At 73.0% G+C, this 14,711-nt stretch carries 10 protein-coding genes; 9 read left to right on the top strand and 1 reads right to left on the bottom strand.

Annotated elements, in window-relative coordinates:
• Positions 1–165 precede the first annotated feature (165 nt).
• The 4 genes from IEJ02_RS04250 (at position 166) to obgE (ending at position 6,782) form a co-directional block, all read left to right on the top strand.
• Positions 166–4,377, top strand: a complete 4,212-nt coding sequence (locus IEJ02_RS04250; protein ID WP_191063409.1) for an Rne/Rng family ribonuclease — start codon at positions 166–168, stop codon at positions 4,375–4,377.
• 237 nt (positions 4,378–4,614) lie between these two features.
• Positions 4,615–4,935 (top strand): 50S ribosomal protein L21, encoded by a 321-nt coding sequence (gene rplU, locus IEJ02_RS04245; RefSeq protein WP_191063408.1) that lies wholly within the window; start codon positions 4,615–4,617, stop codon positions 4,933–4,935.
• A gap of 14 nt (positions 4,936–4,949) precedes the next feature.
• Positions 4,950–5,207 (top strand): 50S ribosomal protein L27, encoded by a 258-nt coding sequence (rpmA, locus tag IEJ02_RS04240; protein ID WP_020871349.1) that lies wholly within the window; start codon positions 4,950–4,952, stop codon positions 5,205–5,207.
• Between the two features lie 141 nt (positions 5,208–5,348).
• On the top strand, positions 5,349–6,782 hold the full coding sequence (gene obgE / locus IEJ02_RS04235; protein WP_191063407.1) for a GTPase ObgE: 1,434 nt from the start codon (positions 5,349–5,351) through the stop codon (positions 6,780–6,782).
• Between the two features lie 192 nt (positions 6,783–6,974).
• Here obgE and IEJ02_RS04230 read toward each other — a convergent pair whose 3' ends face one another.
• Entirely contained in the window at positions 6,975–9,062 is a 2,088-nt protein-coding gene (locus IEJ02_RS04230) for a CDP-glycerol glycerophosphotransferase family protein (RefSeq protein WP_191063406.1), read from the bottom strand.
• A 337-nt stretch (positions 9,063–9,399) separates the two neighbouring features.
• Between IEJ02_RS04230 and proB the strand changes: the two genes are divergently transcribed.
• From proB to IEJ02_RS04205, 5 genes are all read left to right on the top strand, one after another.
• Positions 9,400–10,551 (top strand): glutamate 5-kinase, encoded by a 1,152-nt coding sequence (gene proB, locus IEJ02_RS04225; protein WP_191063477.1) that lies wholly within the window; start codon positions 9,400–9,402, stop codon positions 10,549–10,551.
• A gap of 274 nt (positions 10,552–10,825) precedes the next feature.
• Positions 10,826–11,287, top strand: coding sequence for a DUF8830 family protein (locus tag IEJ02_RS04220; RefSeq protein ID WP_063893219.1), 462 nt, complete (start codon positions 10,826–10,828; stop codon positions 11,285–11,287).
• 91 nt (positions 11,288–11,378) lie between these two features.
• Entirely contained in the window at positions 11,379–12,677 is a 1,299-nt protein-coding gene (locus IEJ02_RS04215; RefSeq protein WP_191063405.1) for a glutamate-5-semialdehyde dehydrogenase, read from the top strand.
• Between the two features lie 106 nt (positions 12,678–12,783).
• On the top strand, positions 12,784–13,410 hold the full coding sequence (locus IEJ02_RS04210) for an SCO2584 family spore wall biosynthesis protein (protein WP_275558349.1): 627 nt from the start codon (positions 12,784–12,786) through the stop codon (positions 13,408–13,410).
• Between the two features lie 116 nt (positions 13,411–13,526).
• Entirely contained in the window at positions 13,527–14,609 is a 1,083-nt protein-coding gene (locus tag IEJ02_RS04205; RefSeq protein ID WP_191063403.1) for an SCO2583 family membrane protein, read from the top strand.
• Positions 14,610–14,711: the final 102 nt, after the last annotated feature.

The following is a 14,711-nucleotide window of genomic DNA, read 5'->3' as shown; positions in this document are numbered from 1 at the left end:
CTGACCAGAAGACTTTCGCCGGTCCCGACAGATCCGGTCCCGGCGAGCGAGACGACAGCTCCCGTGCGGCGCCCGCGCCCCGGACGGCGGCACCCGCGCACAGTGCGCGGGTGGCCGGCCGGAAGCAGGCGCGGCGCCCGGGAGCGTGACGGGAGAAACGCCCGCATGCTCGAACCTATTGAGCCGACCCAACCTGTCCAGTCCCTCGGATCATCCGCGCCGCGTGCCGCGGTGCCCGGGGAATCCATCGAGAACACACCCAGCGACACGCTGCCGCCGCGCCGCCGCCGCGCGGCCTCCCGCCCGGCCGGTCCGCCGTCCGGCGCGGTGGGCGAGGCCGAGGTCACCACGTCCTCGGTACCGGCCATAGCCGCTGAGCGGACCGGTGCCGTCGCCGCCGAGGCCGCTTCCGAGCCCGTCGCCGCCGGTGCGGCCATGGCCACCGCGAGCGGATCCGTATCCGGGCCCGACACCGAATCCACCGCTCCGCCCGCCCGTCCGCGGCGCCGGGTCGCCCGCAAGGCGACCGCCCCGGCGGGCTCGCCGGAGGCCGCGGAGACCGTGGTCCCGGCCGACGCCGGGCGTGGCGGCGAGGAGACCGGGGCCGCCGCCGAGCCTGTCGCGGAGCCCGTGGTGGAGACCGCTTCCGAGGCCACGCCGCCCGCTCGTACGCGTCGTCGTGCGACCCGTAAGGCGACCGCTCCGGCCGGTGCCCCCGCGGAGGCGGAGGCCGCCGAGGTCGTGGCGCCGAACGAGCCGGAGGCGGCGGAGGAAGCCGAAGAGACCGAGGAGGCCGCTGCGGCTGTGGAGGCCGAGGCCGAGACCGTGCCCCCGGCCCCCGCCCGTACCCGTCGTCGTGCGACCCGTAAGGCCACCGCCCCCGCGGGCGCGCCCCAGGCGGAGGCCGCCGACGCGGACGCGTCGTCTGCGGCGGCCGCTGGTGGCAGTGGCGACGAGGCCACGGCCCCAGCCGCAGTCGCAGCCGATGCCCCGGCCGACGAGGCCCCGCGTACCCGTACCCGCCGTCGTGCGGCCCGTAAGGCGACCGCTTCGGCCGGTGCCCCGGCGGAGGCGGAGGCCGCGGAGGTCGTGGCGCCGGAGGAGGCCGAGGAGGCCGCGGCGGCTGTGGAGGCCGAGGCGGAGACCGTGCCCCCGGCCCCCGCTCGTACCCGTCGCCGTGCGACCCGTAAGGCCACCGCCCCCGCCGGAGCGCCCGCGGAGGCCGATGAGGCCGCTGAGGAGCCCGCCGCCGAGCAGCGCGGCGAGAGCGCCGAGGAGACCGCCGGTACGCGGGCCGAGGACGACGCGCCGCGCACCCGCACCCGCCGCCGTGCCACCCGGAGCACCGCCCCCGCCGCCGAGGAGCCGAGCGGCGCTCAGGAGCCGCGGGCCGCCGAGGCCGAGACTCCGGCCGCCGAGGCCGCGTCCGAGCCGGAGCCCGCGCCCCGTTCGCGGCGCCGGGCGGTCCGCCCGCCGACGGCCGTGTTCCAGGCGCCCGTCTTCACCGAGCCGGTCTTCCAGACGCCGGAGAGCGCGGCCGCCGAGGCCGCCGCCGCGCTGGAGGAGCCCGAGGAGGAGGACGAGGAGCAGCCGACGGCCGAGACCGTCGAGCCCGAGGCGCCCGTCGGCCGCCGCCGGCGCCGCCGCCGTGGCGCCGCGCCCGCCGAGGAGCAGCCGGAGGCCGAGGAGCCCGAGGCCGCCGAGGAGACCGAGACCGAGGCCGAGGCCGGTCAGCCCGAGGGCGAGCCCGGCGAGGAGGAGTCGGGCGACCGTCCGGCCCGTCGCCGCCGCCGGGGCGGACGGCGTCGCCGCCGGGGCGAGACCGCCGAGGCCGAGGGTGCCGAGGGGCGCTCCGAGACCGGTGAGCACGAGGACGAGTCGGCCGCCGAGGGCGAGGGCGCCGAGGAGCAGGGCGAGGGCCGGGACGAGCCGGGCGCCGAGGCCGGTGAGCCCGGCGGCTCCAGCAGCAGCCGTCGTCGCCGTCGCCGTCGCCGTCGCAGTGGCGACGCCGTCGAGCCCGAGGCGGCCGGTGACGACCCGGAGCGCACGGTCGTCAAGGTCCGTGAGCCCCGTGAGCGGCGCGGCAAGGAAGCCGAGTCCAGCGCCGACGAGGTGCAGTCGATCAAGGGGTCGACGCGTCTGGAGGCCAAGAAGCAGCGCCGTCGCGAGGGCCGTGAGCAGGGCCGCCGCCGCGTGCCGATCATCACCGAGGCCGAGTTCCTGGCCCGCCGCGAGGCGGTCGAGCGGGTCATGGTCGTCCGGCAGAACGGCGACCGCACCCAGATCGGGGTGCTGGAGGACAACGTCCTCGTCGAGCACTTCGTCAACAAGGAGCAGGCCACCAGCTACGTCGGCAACGTCTACCTGGGCAAGGTCCAGAACGTGCTGCCGTCCATGGAGGCCGCCTTCGTCGACATCGGCAAGGGCCGCAACGCCGTGCTGTACGCGGGCGAGGTGAACTTCGAGGCGCTGGGGCTCGCCAATGGGCCGCGCCGCATCGAGACCGCCCTGAAGTCCGGCCAGTCCGTGCTGGTGCAGGTCACCAAGGACCCGATCGGCCACAAGGGCGCCCGGCTGACCAGCCAGGTCTCCCTGCCCGGCCGCTACCTGGTGTACGTGCCCGAGGGCTCCATGACGGGCATCAGCCGCAAGCTGCCCGACACCGAGCGGGCCCGGCTGAAGCAGATCCTCAAGAAGATCGTCCCCGAGGACGCGGGCGTGATCGTCCGCACCGCCGCCGAGGGGGCGAGCGAGGAGGAGCTGTCCCGCGACGTCGCCCGGCTGCAGGCGCAGTGGGAGGAGATCAAGAAGAAGGCGAAGAGCGGTGGCGCCCCGTCGCTGCTCTACGGCGAGCCCGACATGACCGTCCGGGTCGTCCGCGACATCTTCAACGAGGACTTCTCCAAGGTCATCGTCAGCGGTGACGACGCCTGGGAGACCATCCACGGCTATGTCTCGCACGTGGCGCCCGACCTCGCGGACCGGCTCCAGAAGTGGACCTCGGACGTCGACGTCTTCGCCACCTACCGGATCGACGAGCAGCTGATGAAGGCGCTGGACCGCAAGGTCTGGCTGCCCAGCGGCGGTTCACTGGTGATCGACCGGACCGAGGCGATGGTCGTCATCGACGTCAACACCGGCAAGTTCACCGGTCAGGGCGGCAACCTCGAGGAGACGGTCACCAGGAACAACCTGGAGGCGGCCGAGGAGATCGTGCGCCAGCTGCGGCTGCGCGACCTCGGCGGCATCATCGTGATCGACTTCATCGACATGGTGCTGGAGTCCAACCGCGACCTGGTGCTGCGGCGGCTGCTGGAGTGCCTGGGCCGGGACCGTACGAAGCACCAGGTGGCGGAGGTCACCTCGCTCGGCCTGGTCCAGATGACCCGTAAGCGGGTCGGCCAGGGGCTGCTGGAGTCCTTCTCCGAGTCCTGTGTGCACTGCAACGGCCGCGGCGTGATCGTCCACATGGACCAGGCGTCGTCCGCCGGCGGCGGTGGCGGCAAGCGCAAGAAGAAGAAGTCCGCTGCCGGTGCCGCGCAGCAGCAGGAGCGGGCCGCGGCGGCCGAGGCGGAGGCTGAAGCCGAGGCCGAGGCCGAGGCCGAGGCCGAGGACGTCACGGAGGCGGCGGCCGAGATCGCGGCGGAGGCCACCCAGCCCAAGCCGCTGCCCGAGCCGGTCTTCGCGGCCGACGAGGAGCTGTACAGCAGCGCCGCGGAGGCCGAGGCCGCCGCGACCCGTGGGCGTACGCGCCGCCGTGCCACCCGTAAGGTGTCCGCCCCGGCGGGCGCCCCTAAGGCCGCCAAGGAGCCCGAGGGCGTGGTGGTCGTGGTGGCCGACGAGCCGAGGGAGGCGGCCCCGGCGGAGCCGGAGGCAGCCGTCCGGGCCCCCGCCGCCGCGCCCACCGAGGAGCCGGCCCCGCTCGAGGGCGTTCCCGCGCCGCGTACGCGCCGCCGTGTGACCCGTAAGGTGAGCGCCCCCGCGGGCTCGCCGACGGGCTCCGAGGAGGCGGCCGTGGTGGTCGTGAGTGGGTCTTCCGCGGAGCCGGAGCCGGAGCCGGAGTCGGACCGGGAGTCGAAGCCTGAGTCCGAGTCGAAGCCCGAGCCGGAGGCGGCGCCCGAGATCGCGTCCGCCGAGGGCGAGGGCGAGGCCGAGACCGCGGCACCGGCGAAGAAGACAGCCCGTAAGACGGCCAAGAAGGCCCCCGCCAAGAAGGCGGCGGCCAAGAAGACCGCCGAGAAGAAGACGGCGGCGAAGAAGACGGCCGCCAAGAAGACCACGGCCAAGAAGACGACCGCCAAGAAGACGGCGGCGAAGAAGACCGCGGCGGCGGAGCAGCAGACTCCGCAGTCGGTCTCGGCCGCCGCCGACGACTGACGGCACCCGGCCCCCGAGGGGCGCCCGCGCACCCGCGCAGGCGCCCTTCGAGGCTCTGGTAGCCTTGACCCTCGGCGTCTGTACGCCAAACCCCTGAGCACATCCCTTCCGCTTCGCCGGAAGAGGCCGTTCGGCCGATGGTGAATCGCATGATCACTCGGTTGTCACGACCCTCGTGGGCCGTGTTGGGCGGCTGGCATCAGAGGTCCCGTTTTCTAGCGAGAGAGTGAGAACCGCGTGTACGCAATCGTGCGCACCGGCGGCCGCCAGCAGAAGGTGGCCGTGGGCGATGTCATCGAGGTCGACCGTCTGGCCGCCAACAAGGTCGGCGACACCGTCGAGCTTTCCACTCTGCTCGTTGTCGACGGCGATGCCGTCACCAGCGACCCGTGGGTCCTGGCCGGTGTGAAGGTTCACGCCGAGGTCGTCGACCACCACAAGGGTGGCAAGATCGACATCCTGAAGTACAAGAACAAGACCGGTTACCGGAAGCGGATCGGCCACCGCCAGCTGCACACCGCGCTGAAGATCACCGGCATCGACTCGGCTGCGAAGTAAGGGACTGAGGAGAGATGGCACACAAGAAGGGCGCATCGTCCACTCGGAACGGTCGCGACTCCAACGCCCAGCGGCTCGGCGTCAAGCGCTTCGGCGGCCAGGTCGTCAACGCGGGTGAGATCCTGGTCCGCCAGCGCGGCACGCACTTCCACCCGGGCACGGGTGTCGGCCGCGGCGGCGATGACACGCTGTTCGCGCTGGCCGCCGGTGCGGTGCAGTTCGGCACCAGCCGTGGCCGCAAGGTCGTGAACATCGTTCCGGTCGCTGAGTAATCAGCCCGGGCGACATCGCACAGCCTTTTCCGAGGGCGGACCGCTCTTCCCGTGACGGGAAGCGGGTCCGCCCTCGGCGCGTTACGAGCGTGAGGCACATCAGAACACCCCCGAACCCGTATGTAACTGGAGGCACCCGTCATGACCACCTTCGTGGACCGCGTCGAACTGCACGTCGCCGCGGGTAACGGAGGCCACGGCTGCGCCTCCGTGCACCGCGAGAAGTTCAAGCCGCTCGGAGGGCCGGACGGTGGCAACGGCGGCCGGGGCGGCGATGTGATCCTGGTCGTGGACCAGTCCGTCACCACCCTGCTCGACTACCACCACAGCCCCCACCGCAAGGCCACCAACGGCAAGCCGGGCGAGGGCGGCAACCGCTCCGGCAAGGACGGCACCGACCTGGTCCTGCCGGTCCCGGACGGCACCGTCGTCCTCGACAAGCGGGGCAATGTCCTGGCCGATCTGATCGGGCAGGGCACCACCTACATCGCCGCCCAGGGCGGCCGCGGCGGCCTCGGCAACGCGGCGCTCGCCTCGGCCCGCCGCAAGGCCCCCGGCTTCGCGCTGCTGGGCGAGCCGGGGCACTCCGGGGACGTCATCCTGGAGCTGAAGACCGTCGCGGACGTGGCCCTCGTCGGTTACCCGAGCGCCGGCAAGTCATCGCTGATCTCGGTGCTTTCGGCGGCCAAGCCGAAGATCGCCGACTATCCGTTCACCACGCTGGTGCCCAACCTCGGTGTGGTCACGGCCGGTTCGACCGTCTACACCATCGCCGACGTGCCCGGCCTGATCCCCGGCGCCAGCCAGGGCAAGGGCCTCGGCCTGGAGTTCCTGCGCCATGTCGAGCGCTGTTCGGTGCTGGTGCACGTGCTGGACACCGCGGCGCTGGAGTCCGAGCGCGATCCGCTGACCGACCTCGATGTCATCGAGGCGGAGCTGGCCCAGTACGGCGGTCTGGACGACCGGCCGCGGGTCGTGGTGCTCAACAAGGTCGACATCCCCGACGGCAAGGACCTGGCCGACATCATCCGGCCCGATCTGGAGGCCCGCGGCTACCAGGTCTTCGAGGTCTCGGCGGTCGCCCATCTCGGCCTCAAGGAGCTGTCCTTCGCCCTGGCGAAGATCGTCGCGGAGGCGCGGGAGGCGAAGCCGAAGGAGGAGGCGACCCGGATCGTCATCCGGCCGAAGGCCGTGGACGACGCGGGCTTCACGGTCGTCGCCGAGGAGGGTTTCTACCGCGTGCTGGGCGAGAAGCCCGAACGCTGGGTGCGCCAGACCGACTTCGCCAACGACGAGGCCGTGGGCTACCTCGCCGACCGCCTGGCCCGTCTCGGCGTCGAGGAGGAGCTGATGAAGGCGGGCGCCCACTCGGGCGACGAGGTCGTCATCGGCCCCGAGGACGACGCGGTCGTCTTCGACTGGGAGCCGAGCCTCGCGACCGGCGCGGAGATGCTGGGCCGCCGTGGCGAGGACCACCGCTTCGACGCCCCGCGCCCGGCCGCGCAGCGGCGGCGCGACCGGGATGCCGAGCGGGACGAGGCGGACCAGGAGTTCGACACGTTCAAGCCGTTCTGAGGGCCGCACGGCCGTAGCGGGCGCTCTTGGGGGTGTGGGGGCGCCGTGTCCGGTCCGGGGCCCCTGCGCGGGCTCTGAGCGGGCTTCTCGGCGCCGCCCGGCGGGCAGCATGCGTGACGAAGGGCCCGGGAGGGATCTCCCGGGCCCTTCGTCACGCTGTCGGTGCCCGCCGTCGGCTCGGGCCCTGGGACGTCAGACCGTCGCGGTCTCCTCCGACTCCGGCGAGCCGGACTCCAGTTCCATCTCCTCCGCCGCGTCCCGGGCCTCGCGCTGCGAGGGGATCTCGTCGGTGAGCCGGGTGGCCATCCGGGCCCGGCGCTCGTCGGCCTTGCGGCACAGGGCCTGCGTGGCCTGGTTGAAGCGCACCAGCGACGGCGGGTCGGACGGGCCGAGCAGATGCACCTTCAGCTCGGCGCGGGCGCCCGCGAGGGTGTCCTTCTCGGGGTCGCGGACCGCTTCCAGCAGTCCGGCCACGCCCGCGGCCTCCGGCGTGAGGATCGTGGCGGCGCGCACGGTCGGGAAGCCCGCCCGGAACTCCTCCTCCGTCATCCCGCTGGTGTTCGCCACCGCGTACGGCTTCTCGCTCGTCAGGTAGTCCGAGACCACGCTGGAGACATCGCTGATCAGCACGTCGGCCTGGTTGAAGCAGGTGAAGATCGCCGGACGCGGGCCGGTGATGATCTGGTGCTCCCAGGCCGGCAGCGAGGCCCAGTAGGCGCTCTCCCAGGCGGCCGTCGCCGCGGCCACGGCCGCCGCGCGGTCGCCCTCCGGGGCCCCCTGGAGCTTCATGCGCTCGGTCTCGTCCGCGCTGGGGCGGAAGGAGGTGCTGGTGAGCCGGTTGAGCTCATCGGCGCACCGGGCCAGCTCGGCGGCGGCCTCCGGGCCGGGGCGGGCGCCGCCGCGCTTGGTGTTCGCCTCGGCGATCATCGCCTTGATGCGGTCGTTGGCGCGGCCCGCGCGCGGGTCCACGGAGCCGGTCATCGGGTGCGGCTTGTACAGCAGGCGCACCTTGGGGTCGGCGAGCAGCTCGCGGACGATGTTCTCACCGGCCAGGATCACCGAGGTGTTGCCGGGGTTCCCGTCCCAGCCCTCCCAGGTCGGCGCGTACAGCACCGTCGTCAACTCACCGGTGGGCACGCCCGCGTAGGGGCGGATGGGGGCCAGCTGCGGCCGGCCGACCTCCACGACGTCCTTGTCCTCGACGCCGATGTCGGCGAGCTGGTAGCGCTCGCGCGCCGCCGGGCCCGCGACCCACACCTCGTCGTACGCCTTGGCGTACGGGTTGCAGCTGGAGAGCTTGTCGCTCTCGCCGTGGTTGATGAACGCGTGCTTGATCGAGGGGATGCGCAGCACCTGCGAGGTCTTGCCGGAGTTCGCCGGGTGCAGCAGCACCTTGAGCGTCGAGTGCTCAAGACGCATCAGATGCGCGACCTTGGGGAGGCAGACGATCGGCACGTCCGTCGCCTCCACCTTCTGCACCATGAACCGCTCACGGAGCACGATGATCGGCTTGCCGTCGAGCGCGGCGAGCGTGGAGAGCCACATGTTCGCCTGGTACGCCGAGGAGTTGCCGCCGGAGAAGTACATGCCCACGGTCGGCTGGTAGTCGGCCAGCCACTGGTCCAGCCAGCGCAGGGCCGTGGCCTCGTTCGCCACGCGCTTGCGCGGCAGCAGCCAGGTGGCGAGGTGGGCCGTGCCGCCGATGCCGATCAGCAACGCGATGGTCAGGCCGACGCCGCCCCAGACGGCGTTCTTGGTGGCGGCGGTGACCAGCAGACCGGCGGTGACCGGCGCGGCCAGCCGCAGCAGACGGCGCCCGTGCTGGCGGGCGAACAGCCGCGGCGGGGCCTCGCTCAGGCGCAGCCCGGACGCGTCGATGTTGCGCGTCACGAACGGCAGCTGGCGGCTCCGGCGGACCAGTATGGCCGCCGCCTGGCACGCGAAGTGCACCAGGTAGAAGAGCAGCAGCCCCACGGTCAGGGGCGCCTGCTCGTGCAGGGGATTGATGCCCTCGATGCGCAGCAGCCCGACCATGATGAGCATGTCGCGGAACAGCTGGCGCACCGTGACGTCGAGGCGGATCTTCCCCAGCAGCGACAGCAGACCGGGCTGCTTGTGCTGCAGGAAGAGATCGAGCGCGAGACCGCACGCCGAGGCGGCGATGAAAAGCGGTACGTTCGGAAGCACGGCGCCGACGAGCTGTGTGGCGAAGAACACGAGCATCGCGAGCAGCGCCGTCAGCTGTACGACCCGGCGTGGGGCGATTCCGGCAGAGGGCACGGGGTGGGCTCCTGGCAGGAGGGCAACGGACTGGGGGGACCCCTGACCGTATGCCGATGCCCCGCCCGGTGACAATCCGCGCCGGTGCCAACCGGTCGCAATCGGTGTCAAAGGGGTCCCGGAGGGTGGCCGCGGGGTGTTGGTGGCGGTGGTGAGGCGGTGTGCGCGGGTGGTGTCCGGAGGCTGAAATGCCGAGGCGGGCGGGGCTCGTCTGTCGTAGATTGCCCCCTTGTCACGATGAGTGTGCAGAGCATGCGTTTCTCAGGGGCGTGTGGTGAGCGGGGACGAGCGAGGGAGCGGCGTGGCGGAGCGGGACGGGTCGGCGGTACGGGACGAGGTGGCCGCCGCCCGCAGGATCGTGGTCAAGGTCGGCTCGTCCTCCCTCACCACCGCGGCGGGGGGCCTGGACGCGGACCGCGTGGACGCGCTGGTCGACGTCCTCGCCAAGGTGCTCGACGGCGACGGTAAGGACGACGGCGGCAGGGACGGCGACGGTAAGGGCGGCACGAACGGCAAGGAGATAGTCCTGGTCTCCTCCGGCGCCATCGCCGCCGGGCTGGCGCCGCTGGGCCTGGACCGGCGCCCCCGCGACCTCGCCCGCCAGCAGGCGGCCGCGAGCGTCGGGCAGGGGCTCCTGGTGGCCCGCTACACGGCCTCCTTCGCGCGCTACGGGCGCCGGGTCGGCCAGGTGCTGCTCACCACGGACGACACCAGCCGCCGCGCCCACTACCGCAACGCCACCCGCACCCTGGACCAGCTGCTGGCCATGGGCGCGCTGCCGATCGTCAACGAGAACGACACGGTGGCCACGGACGAGATCCGGTTCGGCGACAACGACCGGCTCGCGGCCCTGGTCGCCCATCTCGTCCGGGCGGATCTGCTGGTGCTGCTCTCCGACGTGGACGGCCTGTACGACGGGGACCCCAGGACCCCCGGCACCTCCCGGATCGACGAGGTCCGGGGCCCGAGGGACCTGACCGGCGTCTCCATCGGCAGCGCGGGCCGCTCCGGAGTGGGCACCGGTGGCATGGTCACCAAGGTCGAGGCGGCCCGGATCGCCACCGCGGCCGGGGTCCCGGTGGTGCTCACCTCCGCCAGCCGGGCCGGGGACGCCCTGCTCGGCCGCCATACGGGCACGTTCTTCCACCGCACCGGCCGCCGCTCGGCGAACCGGCTGCTCTGGCTCGCCCACGCCTCCGCGCCACGTGGCGCCCTCACCCTGGACGACGGCGCGGTACGGGCCGTCGTGGAGCGCCGCACCTCGCTGCTGCCCGCCGGGATCGCGGCCGTGGAGGGCGAATTCACCGCCGGTGACCCGGTCGAGCTGAGGGACACCGGGGGCCGCCCCGTGGCCCGCGGACTGGTCAACTTCGACGCCAAGGAGATCCCGCAGCTGATCGGCCGCTCGACCAGGGACCTGGCCCGCGAGCTCGGCCCGGCCTATGAACGCGAGGTGGTCCACCGCGACGACCTCGTCGTCCTGGACTGAGCCGCTCCGGCGGCACGGTCCACCCTCGCGGGGGCACCTCCCAGCGGTGGCTGAGGGAGAAGCGAGCCGCCAGAAAATAACCCCCCTCCGAAAAACCTCAAAAGCGCCCCGCGGGCGGGCGTGGGCTGGTCAACTTTGTTCAACGGGGTCGCGCGGGGCAGCGCGCCGGCTGTGGGAGACGCGGCGGAGTCCGAGCGGAAGGCCGCGGCCACGGCACCGTCACGAGATGCTCCGCCCGCGCGTGAGCGGAGCAGCGAGTTACAGGAGGCCGCCGGTGAGACGAGGGCGCCCGGGGGCGTCGCCCAGAGGGGCGGCGGAGCGCACCCTGACCAGTGTCGGAGCGGGCGACGCCGGGTCCGGCGACGCCGTGGCGCACGATGCCGGGCGTGGCGAGGCGTCCCGGCTGTGGCACATCACCCTCAGCGTCTCGGGGAGCGAGGCGCCGCTGCCGGAGGTCCGCAGGGCGCTCGAGCAGCTGGCCCATGACCACCCGTTCCTGCTGACCAGCCGCTATGCCAACGATCACGCCGAGATCCGCTACTGGGAAGAGGCCCGTGATCTGCACGACGCCGCGGCGGTCGCGCTGCGGCTGTGGGGCGAGCACCGGGCCTCGGCCAAGCTGCCGCCCTGGGAGATCGTGGGGCTCGAGGTCATCGACCGTGATACGTATCACCAGCGGGTCGCGGAGGGGTACGGGCCGCCACCGGCCTCCCCGGTGGGCGTGCATCCGTTCTGAGGACGGATGTGCGGCATCGAGATGTGAGAATGCCATCTCGAACTGCGGAATAGTGCGTGGATCTCCGCTCCCGGCTCAGTACGCTTCGGGCATGACCAGCGCACCCACGTCGCCGCTCACCGACCCCTGGCCGAAGTCCCCGGTCCTCCAGGCCGCCTACCGGGCCCAGGTCGCGGCCGCCGATCTCGCGCCGCTGCCGCGCGCCGTCAAGGACGACGCGCTGCTCGCGATGGCCGACGCGCTGGAGGTGCGCACCAAGGAGATCGTGGAGGCCAACGCGGCCGATGTGGAGCGGGCCCGCGAGGCCGGCACCAGCGACGCCATCGTGGACCGGCTCACGCTCACCCCCGAGCGGGTGCGGGCCATCGCCTCCGACGTACGCGACGTGATCGCGCTGCCCGACCCGGTCGGCGAGGTGGTGCGCGGCTCCACGCTGCCCAACGGGATCGACCTGCGCCAGGTGCGCGTTCCGCTCGGCGTCGTCGGGATCATCTACGAGGCCCGGCCGAATGTGACGGTGGACGCCGCGGCGCTCTGCCTGAAGTCGGGCAACGCGGTGCTGCTGCGTGGCTCCTCGTCGGCGTCCCACTCCAACGCCGCGCTGGTGAAGGTCCTGCGCGACGCCGTCGGCGGGGCGGGGCTGCCCGCGGACGCGGTGCAGCTGGTGCCGGGCGAGAGCCGGGAGTCGGTGCGCGAGCTGATGCGCGCCCGCGGCCTGGTGGACGTGCTGATCCCGCGCGGCGGCGCGTCCCTCATCCGTACGGTCGTCGAGGAGTCCACGGTTCCGGTCATCGAGACCGGCACCGGCAACTGCCATGTGTACGTGGACGCCGAGGCCGACCTCGACATGGCGGTCGAGATCCTGGTGAACTCCAAGGCCCAGCGGCCGAGCGTGTGCAACGCCGCGGAGACGCTGCTGGTGCACCAGGACATCGCCGCCCGGTTCCTGCCCCGCGCCCTGGACGCGCTGGCCGAGGCCGGGGTCACGGTCCACGCGGACGAGCGGGTCATGGCGCTCGCGGAGGGCTCCAAGGCCACGGTGGTCCCGGCGGTGGTCGAGGACTGGGAGACCGAATACCTCTCGTACGACATCGCGGCGGGCGTCGTGGACTCCCTGGAGGCCGCGGTGAGCCACATCCGCCTGTGGTCCTCCGGGCACACCGAGGCCATCGTCACGTCGTCCCAGCGGGCCGCCCGCCGCTTCACCCAGCTCGTGGACTCCACCACGGTCGCCGTGAACGCCTCCACGCGGTTCACCGACGGCGGGCAGTTCGGCTTCGGCGCCGAGATCGGCATCTCCACCCAGAAGCTGCACGCCCGGGGGCCCATGGCGCTGCCCGAGCTGACCTCGACGAAGTACATCGTCACCGGCGACGGCCACACCCGCTGACTCACCCCTTCGGGGGAGGGTCGATTCCCGGCGCCGCTGGGGTGGATCTTCCCCCGAATACCATTTCACCCTGCCCAAATTGACCCGTCCGGTCTACTCTGAATGGGTGCCGGACGACGTGGGGGGCAAGCCGTTCCCGGACGGCGACGAGCCCGACGACCGCAGCCACGGCGAGACGAACGACGAGTTCGCCGCCGTGGTCTTCGACGAGGACTTCGTACGGTCGGCCCCGATCCATGAGCCCACCGCCATCGAGCGGATGCTGGCCGCCGCCGAGGCCCGCGCCGAGGCCGAGGCGTCCCGGCGCCGCAGGGCCGGTGTCCCTCCCGAGGACGAGCTCTTCGAGGACGGGTACGGCGCTGAGGCCGACCTCTATGGCGCGGACGACCCCGAGGGGCGCTTCGGCCCGGGGCGGGACGGGGACGACGCCTACGGCCCTTATGGGCGTTACGGCAGCGCGGGGCGCCCTTACCGCGGTCATGCCCGCTGGCACCGCCCGGTGGCCTGGCTGCTGGCCGTCCTGATGGGCATCGGGGTGGTCGCCCTGGCCTTCACGGCGGTCTACCGAGGAGCCTCGGGCAACCGCCAGGACCCCGCCCCGCCGCCCGCCACCAGCGGTGTCGACGGCTCGCCCTCGGGACAGCCGCGCCTGGAGCCCTCGGCGTCGGAGTCGGCCCCGGAGCCGACCGGGGCCAAGGGCTCGCCCGCCACCGCCGTACCGCCGTCGCGGTGACGTCCTGGCACATCGTCGGCACGTCGCGGCCTATGGGGCGTTTCCTCCGCACTCGCCTCCCAAGTTGTGGAGTACCACCGCGTTTACCGTCGCCCCTGGCGACCTACTCTTGAGATATGGCCGGGCGTGGAGACCCTCCCGAGGGGACACCCGAGGGCGTCCCGGGAGGTGGTGAGGACGAGTACCGCTCCGTCGTGTTCGACGAGTCGTTCGTCCGTGCTGCCCGGCTCCAGGAGTTCTCCGCCGACGAGCGCATGGGCGAGCACGCGCGGGCGGTGCGCAGCCGGCACGCCTGGGCCAGGGCCGGGGCGTCCCGCCAGGCCGTCGCGCTCGTCCTGCTGATCGCCATCGCCTTCGCCGCGGCCGTCTACATGGGGGTGCGCCACCCGTACCAGACGCCGCAGCCGCAGACCGTGGAGCCGCTGCACAGCAGCGTGGTGCCGCTCGCGCCGCGCGGTGAGGTGCCCGGAGGGCCGCCGGACCGGCTGTTCCGCAACAGCCCGGCCGCCGAGTTCCGCACCGGCGCCGAAGGGGTCACCGTGCCCGGCGCCCGCCGCACCCAGAGCTTCTCCGAGAGCCAGGTGATGACGGCGCTCACCACCGCCAAGGACTACCTGGTCAAGTCAGCCATCGACCCCGGTGTGCTCACCGGCGGCCCGGTGCAGGCCGTAAGGCTGTTGCTGGATCCCGCCCAGCAGACCCAGTTCGACCAGAGCTTCCACCACCCGGTCGACGACGGACGGCATGCGGCCACCGGCTGGCTGACCCGCTTCAACCCGGCCGAGGTGACCCTGGCCGACACCCCGGTGCGGGTCCGCGGCACCCTTACGGTCATCGAGCGCAGCGCCGCGACCCTGGAGGTCGCCGCCGACCACGTCTTCGTCTACGCGCTCCAGCCGGCCCATGAGCGCGGACCGGACCATGCCTCGCTGTTCACCGTGCGCCGCGAGACGCGGTTCCGCTTCGACCGGGACGATCTGCGCGACCACCATGTGGAGCTGGTGCAGAGCACCGTGCTGGCGGGCCCGCAGGCATGCGCCGCGAACGCCTCCGGCTATCTGCGGCCGATGCTCGCCGGTCAGAGCGCCAAGGGCGACGCCCCGACGGGCACCGACCCGTACACCACGGGCCGGACCACGGTCTCGCTGTGCGGCGTCATGGCCCCCGGGACCCAGCCCGCGGTCAACGGGCGGTCCTGAGGGCGCCAGGGGGCCTGGGGTCTCCAGGGGCGCCTGCCTGGCCTTGGGGTCCCGGGGCCCTCTTGGGGTCTCCAGGAGGCCTGAGGGGCTGCGAGGAGGCTC

The organism is Streptomyces sp. 5-10 (assembly GCF_014712245.1).
GTDB classification, from domain to species: domain Bacteria; phylum Actinomycetota; class Actinomycetes; order Streptomycetales; family Streptomycetaceae; genus Streptomyces; species Streptomyces violaceusniger.
The sequence above is the reverse complement of the archived record's forward strand: the minus strand, read 5'-3'. Positions and strand labels throughout refer to the sequence as shown.